Raw genomic sequence first — 19,230 nt, forward strand, 5'->3', positions numbered from 1 at the left:
AACTGAGTACCATTTCGTTGAATACAACCGTTAGTAATAAAGCCGCAATTCTTTGGTACGGATACAAAAAAGGTCAGCGACTTAGCTGACCTTTCACATATATCCCAATTTTAGGGACGAAGCATTGAACTGACTAGATAACGCCAAGCTCTCTTAGACGTTCCATTAGGTATTCGTTTGCTGTGTACTTTTCAGATAGCACTACTTCTGGTTTCGGGTGAAGGAATAGAGGCAAAGAGATACGAGACTTCTCTTGGCGTTCACCTGATGGGTTGATTACACGGTGAGTTGTCGATGGGAAGTAACCACCAGATGCTTCTTGAAGCATGTCACCGATGTTGATGATCATGTTACCGAAGTCACATGGAACATCTAGCCACTCGTCATTTTGAGCTTTAACTTGAAGGCCCGGCTCGCTTGCAGCAGGAAGAACCGTCAGTAAGTTGATGTCTTCGTGTGCCGCAGCGCGGATTGCACCTGGCTCTTCATCACCTTGCATTGGTGGGTAGTGAAGAACACGAAGCAGAGTCTGTTCACTGCCGTTGATCATTTCTGATAACGCAATAGAGAATTTCTCTTGTACTTCTTTAGGAGCATGAGCTTCAACCCAACCTAGCAGCTCTTGAGCAAAAGCATTCGCACGTTGGTAGTAATCTAGAATCTGTTCTTTCAGCTGCTCAGGGATTTGACCCCATGGGTATACGTGAAAGTACTCTTTGATGTCTTTTACAGTGTGGCCCTTAGCAACTTCAGACACTGAAGGTGGAAAATATCCATCTTGTGTTTCAACATTAAAGTGGAAGTTCTCTTTTTCTTCAGAGATGAAGAATTGGTACCAGTTTTCGTAAATTGACTCAACAAGCTCTTTCGGGATTGGGTGGTTCTTAAGAACACCAAAACCAGTTTCACGTAGAGAGCGAACAAATTGTTCTGCTGCGTCGTCAGCAAGGTAATCGACAGTTTCCAGTTTCATGACTTTCTTTCTTGTTATGTAGTAATAGAGCGATTTTAAGGATCGCTTTGTTGTAAATCAAACTTTTGTGAAACTCTCGCAACCGTTTGTCTAGATACTGGGCGATAACACCACTTTTCAACAAATCTGGTGATTAAGACCCAATTGAACACTGTTCATTATTGTGTAACACTATTAAAAACTTCGACGAGAGATCTTGATATGACAATCACGCCACTTGCTCAAAATCGACCATTGCTGTCATTGACGACGCTGTATCTGACTGTGTTTCTATTTTCAGCGTTCGCTCCCTCTTCAAGAGCGGTGTGGATTGCCGAAATTGTCCCAGCGCTCGCGATATTGGTGGGTATTTGGTGGTTATCAACAAAGCTCACCTTCACTAAGACAGCTTACGTTTTAATGTTTATCTGGCTAATTTTGCATACGATAGGCGCGAAATATACCTTCGCAGAAGTGCCATTTGATTGGTTCAACAACATGATAGGTTCTGAGCGTAATAACTTTGATCGTGTCGCGCATTTCTCAATTGGCCTTTATGCTTACCCACTCGCTGAGTACTTGATTCGTAAAAAACTGGCTCAACCGGTGCTGGCATGTTTCTTTGCGCTATTTGCGATTATGAGTGTTGCTGCAGGTTATGAAATTATCGAGTGGTGGTACGCGGAGATCGCAGGTGGTGATGAAGGTATCGCATTCCTTGGTTCACAAGGCGATATTTGGGATGCACAGAAAGATATGCTGTGTGACACCACGGGCGCAATTGTCTCGCTATTACTTCTTAAGCTTCAATGGCGTGTCAGAGCTTACTGAGCTCAATTCTTTACTCTGAGTATCAAAAGCAATGTTGAAATGCCACACACAAACTGCGCTGTGGCATTTTTAGTTTCAGCATTGTTTGCTCGTTTTAATGTGACAGGTTATTTCATCGTTACCTTGCCACCAACAAACTTGTAGGCTGGCGTACCTCGAACCAAAGTGTCTCGCGCAAATTCAATCCCGCATTCAGGGCACACACATGGTTTTTTCGTGAAATCTTCAACGATACGCTCCTTAAAACATTTCACGAGTGCACCTTTGCCACCTTTCCGATACTTAAAAAGCTGCGTTTTACATTTGGCACAGAAAATCTGAACCGTCTTGGTCGGTTGTTTCTTGTTTGGTTTAGCCATAGAAGTTAATGATTGAACTCTTTATTTCTTAAGTTTAGGGGCGACAAGAACCAAGCTTATCCCTAGAAGTATAACGGTTGATGAGACTATAAATTGCATGGTGACAGGTTCAGATAAAAGTAATACACCACCAAGTGTCGCGATAACTGGAACAGAAAGCTGTGCAATAGACGCCACCACGGTATTCAGCTTTTTCACCACGTAATACCACAAACTATAACCCACACCAGAAGCCACAGAGCCCGATATAACCGCGTAAATCAAACCTTGTTCAGTGATAGACACTTGCGTTAACGCATTAGGAATCAAAACTAACAAGCTTAATGCCAAAAGGATAACTAGCGAACTGAATCCAAAGTTAGCGGTGGTCGATTGCAGTGCGTTTGACGATGTCTTTCCTGCCAATGTGTAAATGCCCCACCCAACTCCGGCCAGAGACATCAAGATAATAGAAACTAAGTCGGGTACTTGAGTCGATTCCGTTGGCATTAACAAGTAAACAAGCCCTGCCACAGATAACAAACACCCGCCCCACTCAATGAGTGACATTCTGTTGCCAGAAAGCAAGTGCGCGGCAATCATCGTAAATTGCACTGCGACAAACAACACCAGCGCACCAAGACCTGCGCCAAGCTCTAAGTAAGCAAACGAGAAACCAAACATATACACGAGCAGTGACAGTATTGATGTTAATTGAAACTGTGATTTGAGTTTTGCATATGCCGATGTGTTGTTTGTTAACTCACGTTTAGACTTAGATTGGGAAGATAACGTTAATAAAATCAGAAGCGTAAGCGCACCAGATAAGATGCGAACGATCGAAAAGCTCAAAGGATCAATCGTTTGATCCATTAAGGCCCAGCGACACAAAACTGAATTAGCAGCAAATGCCACCAGCGTAATAAATGTAACCATCAGAGTTTGCATCGTTTTTTCCTAAATGAGTTATTTGGTCCTAACTGAGTTTTCTTGGATTTCAATCAACGTCAGGCTTCACCCAAACTTGGCTAAAGTCGAACCAACCTAATGCATTACATTTCGCGTTTTGCAACGTACCACATTGATCTTTATTAACGCCTAACCAGCAATGGAACATCGGGATCAATTGATTGCTTTGGACCAGTTGTTTACCTAACTGTCGTGCTGGGAATTGCTCGAATTCACCAGAACGCCAACGGTCAATCATGTGACACCATTGGTCGAAGTCCTCTGCCGGGCTAGATTCATCAAGAAAACTGTAGTCCATTAACCAGCCAGCCAAGGCGTCGTCTCTGTTATTGGCGATGCCCATAGGGTTAATCCAAACATCAACATCATCGGCGTGCGGAGGATCGGTTTCGTAACCGTAAAGATCAACATCGACGTTGTATTGCTTCAGCACCGTGACAATCGCCTTTGCAAGCGTTGGGAACATTGGGTGTTGGCATTGATACGCTAATCTTATGGTAGGCTTCGAATCTGCTGGTGGACAAACGGGCACTTTTAACTTTATGTCATACCAACCGGGTTTTATCCCATAAGCGTGTAACACGCCCAAATCGATAACAGTCTCTTTTGGAATATGAACAAACAGATCCGCCGCATTCAACGCGTTAGATAAAAACTGTGCCCATGCGGGATCTTGTGCAATACCCTTCTTTCTATTGAGCAGTAAATACGTGCAACCAGGATCGAGTTCTACTTCATCGCTATCGCCACGGTCGGCCATAACAGGCTTAGATAGGCTTGGGTAAACCATTGAAGAATAAGCCTCATCCACCACCCAAACTTCAACGCGATCAATTAACGGTCTAAAACCAAAGTACCCATTAAAAGCGGTTAACACGAGTTGTTTTTCGTCGTTCTTTTCAATGCGATAAGGTCCCGTTCCAATCGGTCGAATATCGTAGTCTTCACCACGTAAAGTGATCGGTAATGTGACTTTAGCGACCGATTCCGTTAGTGCGAGGGGAAAATACTTGTCTGGACGTGTGAGAAAAACATCTACTACACAATTTGCAGGTGAAGAGACATCTTTGATATGCGAAAACATGTTGAGAGGTTCGAGTGCAAGCAGTGTATCCACAACATGATTGGTTAACAGAGGTTCCCCGTTATGGAAACGAACACCGGGTCTCAAGAAGAATCGCCATTGGTAATCGCTGATTTTTTGCCATGAATGAGCAAGATCGGGTTGAAGTTGGTCATTCTCATCTAGACGAGTCAACCCACTGAATACCTGACAAGCGATATGTTGCTCTGAACGACGCATCGATTTGGTTGGGTTAAGCATTGAAAGCGGCCGGTAATAAGGCAAACGAATAACTTGTTCGCCTTCTTGATACTGTACGCCCAAGTAGTTTTGAATAACTTGCGTGAGTTTGGCAGCATTGTGATCAAGCACTGACAGCGCCTGTCCAATTTTTCCTTCCTGCAAGTAGCGTCTTGCTAAGTTCTCGCTGACATCACAACGATTCTGTTTAAAGATAAGTTGAGATAACTTTCCTCGACCTGCTGCAGGTAACCATTCTACCCACCCTTCTTCTTCAAGCTTGTTGAGTACCATTCGGGCATTACGACGGGTACAACAAAGCACATCCGTGATGTCGTCGAGTTGAACATCAGAATCTTTACCATCGAAGTATTCAAACAGGGTTTCAAATTGAACGCGAAGTCTTGGGCTGCTCATAAAGAGGAAAACTTATTCAAAGGACATTGAATTCAGTTTCCCTATTTTATGGCGTAAAATCAATATTACTGACACAATTTTATTGTGAATTATGAGTACGACATCCTAAGATGTTATTCAATCTTAAGGGTTAAGTGCCTTTACCGTAAAGGATTACATTACATCGCAGCCAATTTCATTAGCGATTTCACGGAGCTGCTGTTCATCGTCTAATTTTATCGACCATTTACACTCAGAACCGTTAGCTGAAATAACATTTGCCCCTTTTCCGATCAATTGAATTGCATCAACTTGGGCTTGCAGCGTGACTCTATGCTCCCCATCTAAACGAACAACCAATTCATGTGCGGTTGCGATGACTTTTCCACTTTTAAACGTTATGACCATGGGCTTCTCGGGTTACTTCTTTAAATACTGATTGCTTGTTCTAAGTACTGATTACTTCTTCTAAAGACAAAACCAGCGTACGACTGCCTAGTCTGTTATCGCTTATGTTTCTTAACGGCAATGGTTAAACGGCTGGTACAAACTAAGCGTTGACGATCATCAGTGATATTGATCTGCCATACTTGAGTAGAGACGCCCAAGTGAATAGGCTCAGCAGTACCAATGACATGCCCTTCACGCATTGACCTTACGTGGTTCGCATTGATATCGAGCCCAACGCAATAATAGCCTTCTGGTACGCAGAAGTTTGCAGCCAATGAGCCAAGCGTTTCTGCTAGCACAACCGATGCTCCGCCATGAAGCATACCCAGTGGTTGGTGCGTAAAGTGACAAACCGGCATGGTTGCTACCAAAGAATTGTCATTTACTTCGGTGTAAACAATGTTGAGGTGTTCAATTAAGGTATTTTTTGAGGTCGCGTTGAAGGTATCTAGGTCAACGGGCTTTTTCCAAATACTCATATAGGTTCCTTAATTATTGATCTTGTTATCGCGTGCATAGCTTTTTTCTATATTACCGCTGTTAGTTATCTTACAGCCCTTAGCTATTACGCAAGTTGATGTTAACATGCATAAAAACCGAATACACAGAGGATATTGTATGACGTCATGGATGAAGTTTGCCTCGCTTCTCACACTTGCAGGCCTAACCGCGTGTAGCGCTTCTCCGACAGGCAGAAACCAATTGCTGCTTTTTTCAGATAAAGACATGTCTCAGCTTGGAGCACAATCTTTTGAACAAATGAAGAAAGAACAACCCATCAGTAAAGATGCCAAAACTAACGCTTATGTACAGTGCGTAGCGAACAGTATTACTCAACACATTCCTAAGCAAGGCTTTAGTGAATGGGAAGTGGTGGTTTTTGATAGCGACCAAGTGAACGCGTTCGCTCTGCCAGGCGGAAAAATTGGCGTCTACACGGGTTTACTCAATGTTGCAGTAAACCAAGACCAACTCGCGACGGTTATCGGTCACGAAGTGGCACACGTTCTTGCAGACCACAGTAATGAGCGCCTGTCTCAGTCTCAAATCGCTAATACTGGCTTGTCTATTACTAATGTCGCGTTAGGTGCATCAGAGTACAAACAATATCAAGGTATGACGATGGCCGCGTTAGGATTAGGCGTTCAATATGGCGTTATTCTACCGTATGGGCGAACTCAAGAGTCTGAAGCCGATGTTGTTGGTTTAGAGTATATGGCTCAAGCAGGTTTCGATCCAAACCAAAGTGTCAACTTGTGGCAAAACATGGCGAAAGCATCAGGGGGTAATCAACCGCCAGAGTTGCTTTCTACGCACCCTTCCCACAGTACGCGTATTAAAGATCTACAAGCAACGATAAAAACGCTTCCTCAATCAGGTTCACCAAGACCAAATTGCAAAGCGTAATCTAAGTAAGAATCGCCTAGCTGGTGTAAATACAAAATGCCCTATCCATATTGGTTAGGGCATTTTCAGTTTCTTGCTTGCTAACAGTTCAAGTGCACTAAGCAGCTGGATAATTCCAACAACAGAAACTCACTCGTTAAGTACCAAGAATTTGTAATGGTAGGCTTAATAGCTGATCACCAGTAGATGCAAAATACCAGATAACACCAATCAAACTGCTCACTAAACCTACATACCAAACGAACGACACGACTTGCCCGTATTTGTCTAACGGTAACAAGTGACTGTGATGACGTCCTTTCCATTCAAACAGTATTTCAACACTGCCCATGATCAATAAGAAACCAAACAGGGTTAAATTCAACTGATAACTCAATACCACACCAGCAACGGCAGCCGCGACACAAAGTACAATGCCAAGCACACTGTTCATCGAGAAACTGATACTTTTAAGAACATGTCCGCCATCGAGAGGCAAAATCGGCAATAGATTGAACAGGTTTAATAGAGCATTAAATACTGCAAGGCCGGCAAAGAACATTTCGCCAGTCGCCCAATACAGCACCATAAATACTAACGACAATATCAGGCCGAACAATGGCCCCATGATTGAGATAACCACATCTTGCCAACGCGTATTAATCTTTTCATCGGATAACGCCAAGCCACCAAGAAATGGTATCAAATAGATCCCTTTGGTTTTCATGCCGAAGTATTTCATCGCTCTAATATGACCGTACTCATGGAACATTAAACAGGCGATTAAGGCCAAAGCGAACTGAATTGAAAACAACCATGAATAGGCCGCTAAACTCGCAGAAGCAAGTACGACCTTGATTAGCTTGGCGCTTTTAAGCGCTTTCATACCAAGCGACACCAACCCAATTAAGCTAAAACGCTTCTCTGGTTTAGGAGCGACAACAGGAGTTTGTTGTTCAATATCTTTGGTGTTTCGATTGCCTTCGGTAATGGTTTGCCCATTCACCGACGCTTTATACGTCATCTCAAACGGTTGCCACTGAACGGTCGATTCAACGTGACACTGCAACGTTTCTTCGCCAGCGCGTAGTGTAAATTCGTGTTTTCGGGCGTCTTCTTGGTCTGTGGTCGCATCTAATTGAGATACCAAAGTGTTATCCCAATACAACTGTTGCCACCCTGCCATTGATCCTTCTAAACGAAGCGGTTTTCCAAGAAACTCTATCGCGAGTAATTCCAAACTTAAAATTCCAATTTAATGACTTCTAACGAGTGTCGATATTATGCCGATTTAGCGAATGGTGGTAAACAGAAACAAAGTTGTTACATATTGAGCTATTGAACACTATTTATACCGCAACGATGCATAAACACTCTGGTCACACCTCCAACCACGAATAAATTATTGATTATACTTATATTATTGATGTTAAAGTGCCGCCCCTTTAAAACATAACCTCACAAAATAACAACTCTTTCTTTGACTTTATATAAAACATGAATTTAACATGCCATTTACATTAGAGCTTCAACACCAAAAATGCTCAGTGTGTTTTCAAACCATAATAACGAAATTCGATGCCCTAGGAGGGTCAAGGATGAAAACAATACAACGCTCTCTCGTTTCACTTTCAGTACTATTTGCATGTAACTCACTTGCGGCTGGTTTCCAAGTTGCTGAGCATTCTGCCTCAGGTCTTGGTCGTGCCTTTTCAGGTGAAGGTGCAGTAGCTGATAACGCGAGTGTACTAGCGAGAAACCCCGCCGCAATGACCCTATTTGATACAGCCCAATTTTCAGGCGCGGTTTCTATCGTTGATCCAGAAGTGGATATTACTCAAAACAATGTTCCAGGTTCTGGCGGACAAAGCCAAGTATCTAAAGACGTAGCGCCATTGCAAGTCGTCCCTGCCGCATACTACATCAGCCCTATTAACGATAAATGGGCTTGGGGCATTGGTATGTTTTCTAACTACGGCGTTGCTACCGATTACCCAGACGATATTTATGCGGGTGATCTTGCAGGTGATACTTCACTAGTGTCAGTGAACTTAAACCCCAATGTGGCGTATCGAGTTAACGACCAGTTTAGTGTTGGTGTGGGTGCGAACCTTGTTTACGCCGAGGCTGAACTAAATCGTCATCAAGGCTCTATTTCGAACATCACTGGAGATCCTGCCTCAACAAAACTGATCAGTATGACAGGTGAAACATTTGCATTTGGTTGGAACGTGGGCGCGTTATATGAACTGAATGAAAACAACCGATTCTCTATCGCTTATCGTTCAGAGGTAGACCTCGACTTTGATGACGGTGACTTTACTGATTACACGGGCAGCATCGTGGAAGGCAGTGCTACGACAACAACAGGACGTCTAAAAATCACGTTGCCTTCGATTATTGAAATTTCAGCTTTCCACCAATTGACCTACCAATGGGCAATTCACTACGGGTGGCAACAAACTGGGTGGAGTAGCTTCAAAGAGCTTAAAGCGACAAGTTCAGATTGTGTAAGTGGCGAGTGTTTTAAAAAGACCGAAGACTACGACGACAATAACCGTTACTCACTGGGTGCAACTTATCAGTTAAACCAAGAATGGACCTTAAGAGCTGGTTTAGCTTATGACGAGCAAGCTGGTGAAGCGACGTTGAGTATTCCTGATAGCGACCGTTTCTGGTACAGCGCAGGTTTAACTTACCAGTACAGCCCTAACCTTTCCTTCGATGCTGGTTTTGCCCTTGTACAAAGTAAAGATGGTGACTTCAAAGAAACCAATGAACTAGGGCAAGAACTTGAATTCTCTGGTGATGCAGTCGCTTACCTATCTGCAATTCAAATGAACTACACCTTCAACTAAACGGAATTAAAACATGAAAAAGTTATTTAATGTTTCGCTGCTCGCTTCAGCAATGTTTCTTGCTGGTTGTGGTGATGACTCTTCGAGTTCAGGTGCGTCAACAGCGATTCAATATGAGCAATACATTCAAGATTCACTCGGACAAGCGACGAGCATCAAGTTTCAATTAACGGGTGCTGATATTGCAGTTCCTCTTCCTAGTTTCGCGTTGATGGATGCTAGCGACGGTACACTTGGCTTGCCGACTGGCGGTGATGACTCATTAACCAACCCTATCGCAGCAATGAATACAATGGATGGCTGGTCAACTTCAATGCCAATTATCATGGACTTTGAAGGTACTGGCTTAGCTGACGGTGTAGCTACTGGTGGGGTTTACCTATTAAAACTTAGCGGCTCACTCACATCTGAAACTGCACCTAGTGTCGCTGGAATATTGACTTTAGGCGTTGATTTCAACGTTCTATCTAGTGCCTCAACTGACACCTTCACAATTGTGTTCAATGATTCCTTAGATGCTTCAAGTGAATACGTGTTGGCGCTGTCAAATGAACTAACGGATGTTAACGGCGACCCAGTTGGCATGTCGGCAAGTTATGCTGCGCTGAAATCGAGTGCAGTAACTTACACAGAAGGTAGCCTTGCTCAAGCGCAGAAGGTAACTCAGGGTGTAGAGACAATCTTTGCAGGGGCCAATGCAGCCGGCAAGGTTAGCCTTGATAGCAAAGACATCATCTATTCGACGTGGTTTACAACCGAATCGGTTGGCAGCTCTCTTTTAGCAACAAAGGCTGCAACCGCAACAGGATTAGCATCTGCAAACCTTAATGGTGTCTGGAAAGGCAGTGCAAACCCTAATTCTGTCGACCTTACAACAGCTTACGCAATGCAGTTTGTTTCTACTGAAACGTTCAAAACCGCATTAACTAACGATGTTGATTTTGACAAATACATTGGCGGCGGAGATGCAGCAACAATCGCGAAAGCCAAAGGAGCCATCGAACTTATGTACGGTGCCACTGACAATGTTGATGTTAGCCAAGGTTTCGTTCAATTACCTTATTATCTAGAAACAAGTGCTACTGAATGGAATGCACAGCCATTCGAATCGGGTATGCCTAGCCTGGCTAAGGTCTCAAATACTTTAAGTAATAGTGCCGAGCAAGCCAATATGGCAGCCCAGTTAGTTGCTGCAGGCATCGACACAAGCATATTAGCGACGAGTCAAACTGAACAGCTGAAGTTAATCGGTTTAAATTTAACGCTGGTTGACGGCTCACCGCTTGATATTGAAAGAGTGCTCACCAAGTACTCTCCTGTCCCACAAGTTAAATCATTGGAAGCTGTTGAATTCTTGTTGTTTACACCGAATGGTTCTGATCCTGCTAATGTAGTGATCTACCAACACGGTATCACCTCAGCGAAAGAAAACGCTTACGCATTTGCCTACAACTTAGCACGAGCCGGAACAGCTGTTTTAGCGATTGACTTACCGCTCCACGGTACACGTAGTTTGGATGATACTCGTTCGGCAAACGCTGACGTTCTGGCTTATCTAAACTTAGCGAACTTACCCGTCGCTCGCGATAACGTACGCCAAAGTGCGCTTGATGTAATGGGCTTACGCGCGGCTTTAGCCGTATCATCACAAGCAACATTGTTAGGCGCGTCGCCACTTAAAGGTTTTGATTTAACCAAAGGCTCGCAAGTTAAGTTTCTAGGTCACTCACTAGGCGGTATTGTTGGAACGACTGCAGTTGCAGCCTCTAACCGTACGCTCGGTAGTGTCGCAGCTAATTCGCTTTATTCATTCAGTGCAGCAGCTATAGAAAACTCAGGCGGTCAGATATCTAACCTTCTACTGGGTTCTACAGAGTTTGGTCCTCAAGTTAAGCACAGCGTTGCATTGAGCGCTTCAACTGAATACGCAGGTTTCGCAACCGCAAACTGTGGAAGTCTTTCTAATAAGCAGTGCTACCAAACGTTTGAAGCAAACGCGACTGCAGCACAGAAAGCAACCATGACAGCCGCTTTTCAACAGTTCGCTTACGCTGCACAAACTGTGTTAGATACTGTTGACCCATTTACCAATGCTGCTTATCTAGTTGCTTCTGGCTCACCTGTTCTGCCTATTTATATGGGGCAAGTACAAGGTGATGATACAGTACCAAACACTGTGGCAAACGCTCCGTTCGCGGGAACCACACCGTTGGCAACGAAGCTTGGCCTAACAGCCGTTGATTCGAGTAACACGACCCCTGACGGTGCGAAGGACTTTGTTAAGTTCAGTGATGTTGCTGCGCATAGTACATTTGTATTACCGCAAGATACCACTACACCAACACCTTTGGACGCAGGTCATCATGCAAGCATGCAGACACAAGCTGTAGACTTCTTGATCGACAACGCGTTAACTTCAGGATCCATTACTGGTTCCTTCTTAGAATAAGTAATAGTTGCAAGTAAACAAATGCCAGCCTAACCGCTGGCATTTTTGTATCTATCGACATCCCATCGTACCTAGTTAACCGTTTGCATAGAACCTTAAAACACAATTGGTTGATCTCAGCTAAAATTAATCAAGACAGAATACCGTACGACCTCTTTCTTTATTGCAAATAAAGTGGATAATAGCCCCGTAATTTAATACCTAATAAATGTGAGTCCATTATGTCTTCTGAAGCTACTATGCTAGAACGCTGCCAATCTAAATGTGAACTATGTGGTTCTGATTCTTCTCTTACTGCATATGCAGTACCGCCACACAGCCACGTAACAGTGGATCACGGCATCATGGTATGTGACAAATGCCTTGGTGAGATTGACGATCCAAAAGATATCAACCACTGGCGTTGTCTGACTGACAGCATGTGGAGCCAGGAAGCGCCAGTTCAAGTAACGGCATGGCGTCAACTTACTCGTCTGAACACAGAAAGCTGGGCTCAGGACGCGCTAGACATGATGTACCTTGAAGAAGAAACATCAGTTTGGGCACAAATCGGCATGTCTGCTGATGACAAGCCTCTTGATGTGAATGGCGTTGAACTTAAGAAAGGTGACGACGTAACAGTAATCAAAGACCTGCCAATCAAAGGTACTAACCAAGTGATTAAGCAAGGTACTGTTATTCGTGGTATCAGCGTTGGTGACGATCCTAAGCTTGTTTCTGGTAAAACAAACGGCGGTCAATCAATGTACGTAATCGCTGAGTTCTGCCGTAAGAAGTAATCTTACTGTAAGAAAGTGATAGAAAACGAAAAGGCGCTAATTAGCGCCTTTTTTCTTGGAAAAATTTAACCTATTCCGTTGTTCTAGAAACCACTGCCTACGTTAAAGTAGATAGCGCGTTCTTCATGGCTTTGCGCATAATCCATCCCAAGGTGCAAACCGTAACGTCTCGCGATTTGGTATCGAAAGCCGACACCTCCGGCATTGACGGTACTGTCGTGGCTTATGCCGTTATCTTGCTTTGCAACCCCTGAACCGTAAAACCCAGACACCTTCCAACGATGAGTGATGCTATACGTCAATTGGCCTTGGATTGTTTCAATCTCATCTCCTTGGTACCGATAAGATGACACCCCGCGTAACGACACGTACGGTTTCGCTGTGGGTGATACAAACAGGTCTTGCTGTTCGAAGCTTTGATAATTTGCAGCCAAGCCTAACGTCCATTTATTGGTAATTGGGATATAGGCTTCGCCATCTATGTTCAAATTTCGGTAATTGTAATCACTGCCAATCGCATCGTCGTACACCATGTAATCTGCAGACAATTTGTAACCTTTGGTTGGATAAAATAAATTATCTCTTGTGTCATATTCAGCCTCCAACCCTAAACCAGAAGTAACCGATTCGTTACCCAAAATTCGGTCTAAAACCATGTTATCAAATTCAATCTCAGACTTAGCTAATAACTGCTTTATTCCCAACATCCAAGGCGTATGCCCAATCCGGAACTGCACCTTTTGTGAAAGTACGGCTACCGAAGTTGACGTGCCTATTCTAAGGTCATGATCTATGGGGCCCCAGTTGATTGATGTGTACAAATCCAAATTCGCAACACCAAAGCCGCCGCCTCCTGTGTAACGAATTGAATCATTCATCCATGAACGTCTGTGGCCGCCAAAAACAAACCAGGTTTCATTTTCAGTTCCCAAAGCACCGACAACACTCATCGCAGACGGAACGAGTTGCGCGCCACCATCAATAGCCTTTAATGCAGCTTCTTTACGAACTCGTTTTTCTTCTTCACTCTCATGTAGGAATAACCCAGCAACACCACCACCATAACCAACTGCAGGCTCTGTAATTAAGATTGGTATAGGTAAGAATCCAGTCGCATTTTCTGCGATATGATGACCCATATCAAATTGACCATCAATAGGGTCGTAAAAAGATGCCATTGAAGTAAAAGGGGTAAGTAAAGAACTAAAGAATAGCGCAAGCACACTACAGCGGTTCATATAAATTGCCTCAAAAAAAACCGAGGCGTTAGCCTCGGCTGAAAAGTGTGCATCCATGCAATAAACAGTTGAAATTAAGAATTTGCTCTGAAGGGTAAGACCCTGCCAGCACAATAATAATAGCGATTCGAGCGTCATTTCCCTACTCTTATATAGAGGATGCCGCCCTACAAAAATGGGGGGGGGGCTGAACCACAACTGTGTATTTTATGACGCTAGGCTAATTGGACAACTTTGCTGTATAACCCTTGATGACTGATAACATCGACCGTTTGACTTCTTCCATTTGCTTCGAATGCGGACACCAAAGCGCGAAGCCAAACTTCAAGCCCGACAGCATCTCTGATGCCCTAACAGGCTCAATGTCGTGATATGCAAATTCGTTGTCAGAAAAAGTTGTCGGCAGTAAAGCCCAACCTAATTCGGCTTCCACCATCTTAATCACCAAGCCTAACTGATCGACCTGTTCATTGTCTGAGCTGAATGTGACTTTATCAGACATACCCTCTTCAATCAGCGATCGCAAGATAAACTGCTTTGAACTTTTTAAGGCGGTAAACAGCTCGTCGGGATCAAGCGATGCAAGCTTGCCATTCTTTTTGACGAAAGGAAGAAATTCAATGTGTCCCAGGAAGCTGGAATCTAGGCTGTGTATTCCACGACTTTCATGCACATTCACTAACCCGAAATGATAATCGCCATTTTGGAGTCCGTGTTTGATATCTGATTTATTTCGAACTAAAAAGTTCACTCGCATCATTGGGAAGTCACCACTCAACTTCTTGCGAATCTCAAGCAGCAAGTCGTGAGGAACAACATTCGAGTACGCGAAAGTGATGCTTTCTAACCCACCATAGGAAAGGCTCAGTGCCACTTTGTCAAAAGTGCGCGCCTGCTCAATGGTTTGCTTAGCGTAGTGGTAAAGATGATGACCATCTTCTGTCGGCGTTACAGAGCGCCCAACCCTTTCAAATAGGCTTACCGCGAGTTGGTCTTCAAGGTTAGTAATAACCTGCCCGATTGTCGTTCTGTGTTTATTGAGTTTAACGGCGGCTTTGCTGAAAGAGAGTTGGTCATAAACGGTAACGAACGCGAGAAGTTGTTCAATGCTGAAATTCATTTTATTGTGCTTACTTTTAATCGTTATGTATTTAATTTACCACAGGTTGACGAAATATCTACTTTGTCAGAATAATATTAGTGAAAAAAATTCGTCGATTTGAAACAAAAAAACCTACTTAAGCCAGTAGGTTTTGTCATTGATGTTAAACGAGTAACTTAAATGTATTCGATAACTCGGGCTAGATAGTTAAAGTCCCCAGAATCACCGTGGTAATTGCGGTAAATATCGACACTGAAATATCTAGGTTGCTCCACTTGAATATGCTCAGCAATTCGCTGCTCGATGGATTCTAGAGTTTCACCTGTTTGCGAGTAAATGTATTTCTTGGTGGTCTTTTGAAGCTGGCGTTCTTTGGCTTCCTTGTGTGTGACGTAATTGTTCACGTCAACCCATTGACCAATGTAGTCAATCGCCACGTAGTCTGAATTTTCTTCAACCATGAACAACGCAGCTTCTTGTTGAACGTCGGCTAGTTGTAGCATGTCGTTATCGACTTTTTGCTGTTCCATTGAGGTCACATTTTGTGCCATGGCAGCGCTAGACGTTGCCATGATAAGTAGCGCTAAAGCTGTTTTATTCATTTTACGATATCCCTAAATTAAGGTAATTCTGTTACCCAAGGTTTGCCCTGAGTTGCTTTGTGATAACCATATTCGTATATGGTTAATAAATAGTGTTCATCAAACATGTCTTTGGTTCGTTTGGCGTAACCAAAGTCGTGCTCGATGTAAGTAAATTGCATATCAATGTTGTTGATTTCACAGATGTATTTCATTCGGTATAAATCACCACGTGTTTGAGCAAGAGTCAGGCTTGATACGCTCTTTGCTACTAAATCTAGACCCTTATCTCTCAGCGAGTGGTACGGCGCTTTCAGTGCTCCATTTCGAATAACATCGAGCTGTGGTGGTTTTTCTAACCCAAGAGCATCTGAGATCTGCTGATAGTCGAAGTTAGATGGATTGAAAAATACTTGAGCGGCTAAACCACCATCGACGTGAAGTTCTTCATAACTTTTACCTTCGTACTTCACATTGATAAACTGCGGTGGGAAGACTCCAGGAATAGAAGCACTTGCTGCTAAAACCTTATATATAAGTTCAGACTTATCTGGCATATCACTATTTGCAATTGCGCCCACATTCCAAATGACAAGCTCTCCAGAATCAAAGTGTGTGCTACCAATAAACAAACGCTTACCGTTGCGGTGTCGCGCAGCAATTTGCTCGATCATCGGTTCAGGGAACGCCTGAGCGATAAATTGATTCAAGTTTTTACCGTCAGTAAAAGCATCTTTAAACACGGTGTTTAAAAAGTTCTTTTTGCCGAGCACTGATTTGTCATTGATGTTTAACATCACCTCCTTCATCTTCGGAAATGCATCTCCGCCGATGAATACAAATGGTGCTATTAGCGCTCCTGCACTGATGCCAGTAACTATTGAGTAGTCTTTCAATTGGCCAGATTCTTCCAGCCCTATCAAAATACCGGCTCCAAAGGCTCCGTTCGCGCCGCCTCCTGACAAAGCTAAGATATTTAGTTGCTCACCTGACACTTTAATTGGCGTTGTTTGATCGATTGGAGAGTATAAGAAGTCTGGGTTCTCACTCGCCCACATACGCAATGGCTCTTTTACTGATATCGCTTCTTCTACAACCACTTCTTTGTAATTGTCTTTGTGTACGCGTACATCCAACGTGTGGGGTGAGCTACATGCCACTACAAGTAATGACAAAGCAACGGTAAAACCCGAGGAAATTAGACGGTTCATAATTAGGCTCATTTAATGTTCTCTAAAATGATTCAGAAACTCTGTTTAATCAAAAGAACAGCTATAAACAGAGAAGTTAATAAATAGGGATAAAGTGAAGTCCGTCTCTTTCTGGGAGTAATATAGCTAGGTTTAGTCTTAGCTCGTAATCTCGTTTGTAGGATGCGACCCATCGAATAGGTACACCCTCCACCACTATCGGAGTTAAACGCTCTACCCGATTTTGACCACGTTGAAATCGTGGGTAGGCTCTACAAATTCATATTGTGCATTGATTGTTTGTAGCTCCCAAGTGCCATAGCTTTTAGTTAGCTCCAACACACCATAGACCGCGTTATTTGCATGTCGGAATGCAGCTACGGGAGACATTCTCTTTATTAACCCTGCGGTAAACAGGCCAGAGATAAGGTCACCGACACCAACCGGTTGTTGAGCAAATTCAATGTTCGGTCGTTGGGCTAAATAACATGCCTTTTTCGTTGCTAAAATCATACTGAACGCGTCATCGGGTAATGAGTGAAGATGCTTCACGAGCACCATCTTTGGACCAAGCTCCAATGCTTTCTTACATGCTGTAACCGCGTCATAAAGGGAGAGGATTTTAATGCCGGTCAATTCACTTAGTTCAAATTGGTTTGGCACTATAACATCGGCAATAGGAAGCAAGTGTTTAGTAATGGCGGTTCTAACGCCATCCTCAACGATACAACCTTTATCTGGGTCACCCATTACAGGGTCACAAACATAGAGTGCACTGTGGTTCTTTTCTTTAACTAAATTAACCGACTCGGCAACCGCTTTACATTGGTCTGCGCTTCCCTGATAACCCGATAGGATCGCACCACAGTCTTTCAGTACGTTGATGTTGTCTAAGCCTCGAATCAAGTTTCGAATATCATCTGAGCCGAATGTTTGCCCGGTCCAACCTTGTTGATATTGAGTGTGATTAGAGAACTGAACAGTGTGGATTGGCCACACATCGAGTCCCATACGTTGCATAGGAAAAACGGCAGAGCTATTGCCAGCATGGCCAAAGACCACATGAGACTGAATTGAAATTACACCTTTCAAACCGTCACTCCTCTTCTGAATATAGTTTTTGATGTCTTGAGTAAATTTTAAAGTCAAAGTACTGAACTTTGGTAATCCCCTTTGATGGGGAAGATCCATCAAGACATGAAATGTAAGAATGTCTCTATAACGATTAGGTTTGAGAGATCGATAAAGAACGCACCAATTAACGGCACGATAAAATACGCTTGTGGCGATGGGCCGTAGTAACCCGTGATACCATTCATATTGAGCATGGCTGTCGGTGTCGCACCCAAACCAAAGCCCGCATGACCACTTGCCATCACCGCGGCATCATAATTTTTACCGAGTAGCTTATAGGTAACGGACGTAACAAACACAATAGTAAACAATGTTTGAATCGTTAGGATAACCACCAGCGACAACGCCATATCAAACAGCTGCCAAAGTTTGATTTCAAGCAATGCCATAGATAAGAAGACACTTAGGGCAATTGAGCTTAAACGTGCCACTTCGACCATCGCAATCTTGGCAGGTTTGCTCTCGCTAAATAGTGTTGAGAATAGTGCACCAACAAATAACGCATAGACGAAATTTGGCACCATGTTCAGCCAATGCACATCGAGCACAAGCACTAAACTATGTAGCATTTGGCTGAGCTCAACACAGCATGCTAAAAGAACAACGCTTCCGATGCCATGTAGTACATTGCCCTTAGTCGGCATGTGATGGGCCTTTTTGTGTTCCACATCTGCTGCATGTACGTTCGGTGTTGAAAGTTGATTTTTTTCAACCAAATACGTACCTAAAGGCGCTCCGATAATACCGCCAATCACAAGACCAAAAGTGGCACAGGCCATCGCGATTTCGAGTGCATTATCGACACCAAAATGGTCATGAAACATCGACGCCCATGCAGCACCTGTACCATGCCCACCTGATAGGGTGATAGAGCCCGTCATCAGTCCTAGCTTAGGATCCAGCCCTAAGAACGAGGCTGCAGCGACACCAATAGCGTCCTGAAAAATAATATAAACAACGGCGATTCCGAGAAAGACAACGAACAAGCGTCCACCTTGGAATAGCTGCTTGATATTTGCGCTTAAACCAATGCCTGCGAAAAACATCAGCATCAACGTCTCTTTATAAGGAAGTTCAAATTCGAACTCCATTCCCATGCGATATAAGCAAGTAGTAATTAAGGCTGCGATGCACCCACCAATCACCGGCCCTGGGATATGATATTTACTTAATATTGGTGTGTGTTTTTTGGTTACCTCACCAAACAACAACATCAAGAGTGCCAAAATGGCAGATTCAACGGCATTTACAGAAATTACATTCATTATCACGAC

The 19,230-nt window shown here is 43.5% G+C and carries 18 protein-coding genes; 5 read left to right on the forward strand and 13 right to left on the reverse strand.

Annotation, left to right across the window (positions count from 1 at the left end; genetic code table 11):
• Positions 1-133: 133 nt before the first annotated feature.
• Complete coding sequence (locus tag A6D97_RS18215) at positions 134-973, reverse strand: 2OG-Fe(II) oxygenase family protein (protein ID WP_017060073.1); 840 nt, start codon at positions 971-973, stop codon at positions 134-136.
• Positions 974-1,174: 201 nt separating this feature from the next.
• On the opposite strand from A6D97_RS18215, the gene A6D97_RS18220 reads away from it, so the two are divergent.
• Positions 1,175-1,783 (forward strand): DUF2238 domain-containing protein, encoded by a 609-nt coding sequence (locus A6D97_RS18220; RefSeq protein WP_065584967.1) that lies wholly within the window; start codon positions 1,175-1,177, stop codon positions 1,781-1,783.
• 107 nt (positions 1,784-1,890) lie between these two features.
• Here A6D97_RS18220 and A6D97_RS18225 read toward each other — a convergent pair whose 3' ends face one another.
• From A6D97_RS18225 to A6D97_RS18245, 5 genes are all read right to left on the reverse strand, one after another.
• On the reverse strand, positions 1,891-2,142 hold the full coding sequence (locus A6D97_RS18225; protein ID WP_065584968.1) for a hypothetical protein: 252 nt from the start codon (positions 2,140-2,142) through the stop codon (positions 1,891-1,893).
• Positions 2,143-2,163: 21 nt separating this feature from the next.
• Positions 2,164-3,069, reverse strand: a complete 906-nt coding sequence (locus A6D97_RS18230) for a DMT family transporter (protein ID WP_065584969.1) — start codon at positions 3,067-3,069, stop codon at positions 2,164-2,166.
• 49 nt (positions 3,070-3,118) lie between these two features.
• Positions 3,119-4,810, reverse strand: coding sequence for an SgrR family transcriptional regulator (locus A6D97_RS18235; RefSeq protein WP_017069657.1), 1,692 nt, complete (start codon positions 4,808-4,810; stop codon positions 3,119-3,121).
• A gap of 153 nt (positions 4,811-4,963) precedes the next feature.
• Positions 4,964-5,197 carry a DUF3389 domain-containing protein gene (locus A6D97_RS18240; protein WP_017064605.1) on the reverse strand — a complete coding sequence of 78 codons (234 nt, stop codon included), beginning with the start codon at positions 5,195-5,197 and terminating at the stop codon, positions 4,964-4,966.
• Positions 5,198-5,292: 95 nt separating this feature from the next.
• The gene (locus tag A6D97_RS18245; protein ID WP_017060067.1) at positions 5,293-5,718 is read right to left on the reverse strand and encodes a hotdog fold thioesterase; all 426 of its coding nucleotides are present in this window, start codon (positions 5,716-5,718) and stop codon (positions 5,293-5,295) included.
• 139 nt (positions 5,719-5,857) lie between these two features.
• Here A6D97_RS18245 and A6D97_RS18250 point away from each other — a divergent pair, with 139 nt between their 5' ends.
• Positions 5,858-6,646 (forward strand): M48 family metallopeptidase, encoded by a 789-nt coding sequence (locus tag A6D97_RS18250; RefSeq protein ID WP_017069658.1) that lies wholly within the window; start codon positions 5,858-5,860, stop codon positions 6,644-6,646.
• Positions 6,647-6,782: 136 nt separating this feature from the next.
• Here the strand turns inward: A6D97_RS18250 and A6D97_RS18255 are convergent, their stop codons facing one another.
• Positions 6,783-7,865 carry a site-2 protease family protein gene (locus A6D97_RS18255; RefSeq protein ID WP_017060065.1) on the reverse strand — a complete coding sequence of 361 codons (1,083 nt, stop codon included), beginning with the start codon at positions 7,863-7,865 and terminating at the stop codon, positions 6,783-6,785.
• Between the two features lie 358 nt (positions 7,866-8,223).
• On the opposite strand from A6D97_RS18255, the gene A6D97_RS18260 reads away from it, so the two are divergent.
• The 3 genes from A6D97_RS18260 to A6D97_RS18270 all read left to right on the forward strand — a co-directional run bounded on the left by A6D97_RS18260 (position 8,224) and on the right by A6D97_RS18270 (position 12,711).
• On the forward strand, positions 8,224-9,483 hold the full coding sequence (locus A6D97_RS18260) for an outer membrane protein transport protein (RefSeq protein WP_065584970.1): 1,260 nt from the start codon (positions 8,224-8,226) through the stop codon (positions 9,481-9,483).
• Positions 9,484-9,496: 13 nt separating this feature from the next.
• Positions 9,497-11,932, forward strand: coding sequence for a VolA/Pla-1 family phospholipase (locus A6D97_RS18265; RefSeq protein WP_065584971.1), 2,436 nt, complete (start codon positions 9,497-9,499; stop codon positions 11,930-11,932).
• Positions 11,933-12,153: 221 nt separating this feature from the next.
• Entirely contained in the window at positions 12,154-12,711 is a 558-nt protein-coding gene (locus tag A6D97_RS18270) for a PhnA domain-containing protein (RefSeq protein ID WP_017060062.1), read from the forward strand.
• 83 nt (positions 12,712-12,794) lie between these two features.
• On the opposite strand, the gene A6D97_RS18275 is transcribed toward A6D97_RS18270, so the two are convergent.
• The 6 genes from A6D97_RS18275 to gltS all read right to left on the reverse strand — a co-directional run bounded on the left by A6D97_RS18275 (position 12,795) and on the right by gltS (position 19,221).
• Positions 12,795-13,949 carry a BamA/TamA family outer membrane protein gene (locus A6D97_RS18275; RefSeq protein WP_065584986.1) on the reverse strand — a complete coding sequence of 385 codons (1,155 nt, stop codon included), beginning with the start codon at positions 13,947-13,949 and terminating at the stop codon, positions 12,795-12,797.
• 220 nt (positions 13,950-14,169) lie between these two features.
• On the reverse strand, positions 14,170-15,069 hold the full coding sequence (locus A6D97_RS18280; protein ID WP_065584972.1) for a LysR family transcriptional regulator: 900 nt from the start codon (positions 15,067-15,069) through the stop codon (positions 14,170-14,172).
• 158 nt (positions 15,070-15,227) lie between these two features.
• Positions 15,228-15,653, reverse strand: a complete 426-nt coding sequence (locus A6D97_RS18285) for a hypothetical protein (protein ID WP_065584973.1) — start codon at positions 15,651-15,653, stop codon at positions 15,228-15,230.
• 17 nt (positions 15,654-15,670) lie between these two features.
• Positions 15,671-16,843, reverse strand: a complete 1,173-nt coding sequence (locus tag A6D97_RS18290) for a patatin-like phospholipase family protein (RefSeq protein WP_017064613.1) — start codon at positions 16,841-16,843, stop codon at positions 15,671-15,673.
• 213 nt (positions 16,844-17,056) lie between these two features.
• The gene (gene pdxY / locus A6D97_RS18295) at positions 17,057-17,914 is read right to left on the reverse strand and encodes a pyridoxal kinase PdxY (protein ID WP_065584974.1); all 858 of its coding nucleotides are present in this window, start codon (positions 17,912-17,914) and stop codon (positions 17,057-17,059) included.
• Positions 17,915-18,012: 98 nt separating this feature from the next.
• On the reverse strand, positions 18,013-19,221 hold the full coding sequence (gene gltS, locus A6D97_RS18300; protein WP_017061004.1) for a sodium/glutamate symporter: 1,209 nt from the start codon (positions 19,219-19,221) through the stop codon (positions 18,013-18,015).
• Between the last annotated feature and the right edge of the window lie 9 nt (positions 19,222-19,230).

The organism is Vibrio sp. ZF57 (genome assembly GCF_001691235.1).
GTDB lineage: Bacteria > Pseudomonadota > Gammaproteobacteria > Enterobacterales > Vibrionaceae > Vibrio > Vibrio crassostreae_C.

Excerpts from the sequence above, each read along its gene's own strand:
- A6D97_RS18215 (WP_017060073.1), bottom strand. The coding sequence starts at position 973 with ATGAAACTGGAAACTGTCGATTACCTTGCTGACGACGCAGCAGAACAA.
- A6D97_RS18220 (WP_065584967.1), top strand. The coding sequence starts at position 1,175 with ATGACAATCACGCCACTTGCTCAAAATCGACCATTGCTGTCATTGACG.
- A6D97_RS18225 (WP_065584968.1), bottom strand. The coding sequence starts at position 2,142 with ATGGCTAAACCAAACAAGAAACAACCGACCAAGACGGTTCAGATTTTC.
- A6D97_RS18230 (WP_065584969.1), bottom strand. The coding sequence starts at position 3,069 with ATGCAAACTCTGATGGTTACATTTATTACGCTGGTGGCATTTGCTGCT.
- A6D97_RS18235 (WP_017069657.1), bottom strand. The coding sequence starts at position 4,810 with ATGAGCAGCCCAAGACTTCGCGTTCAATTTGAAACCCTGTTTGAATAC.
- A6D97_RS18240 (WP_017064605.1), bottom strand. The coding sequence starts at position 5,197 with ATGGTCATAACGTTTAAAAGTGGAAAAGTCATCGCAACCGCACATGAA.
- A6D97_RS18245 (WP_017060067.1), bottom strand. The coding sequence starts at position 5,718 with ATGAGTATTTGGAAAAAGCCCGTTGACCTAGATACCTTCAACGCGACC.
- A6D97_RS18250 (WP_017069658.1), top strand. The coding sequence starts at position 5,858 with ATGACGTCATGGATGAAGTTTGCCTCGCTTCTCACACTTGCAGGCCTA.
- A6D97_RS18260 (WP_065584970.1), top strand. The coding sequence starts at position 8,224 with ATGAAAACAATACAACGCTCTCTCGTTTCACTTTCAGTACTATTTGCA.
- A6D97_RS18265 (WP_065584971.1), top strand. The coding sequence starts at position 9,497 with ATGAAAAAGTTATTTAATGTTTCGCTGCTCGCTTCAGCAATGTTTCTT.
- A6D97_RS18270 (WP_017060062.1), top strand. The coding sequence starts at position 12,154 with ATGTCTTCTGAAGCTACTATGCTAGAACGCTGCCAATCTAAATGTGAA.
- A6D97_RS18275 (WP_065584986.1), bottom strand. The coding sequence starts at position 13,949 with ATGAACCGCTGTAGTGTGCTTGCGCTATTCTTTAGTTCTTTACTTACC.
- A6D97_RS18280 (WP_065584972.1), bottom strand. The coding sequence starts at position 15,069 with ATGAATTTCAGCATTGAACAACTTCTCGCGTTCGTTACCGTTTATGAC.
- A6D97_RS18285 (WP_065584973.1), bottom strand. The coding sequence starts at position 15,653 with ATGAATAAAACAGCTTTAGCGCTACTTATCATGGCAACGTCTAGCGCT.
- A6D97_RS18290 (WP_017064613.1), bottom strand. The coding sequence starts at position 16,843 with ATGAACCGTCTAATTTCCTCGGGTTTTACCGTTGCTTTGTCATTACTT.
- gltS (WP_017061004.1), bottom strand. The coding sequence starts at position 19,221 with ATGAATGTAATTTCTGTAAATGCCGTTGAATCTGCCATTTTGGCACTC.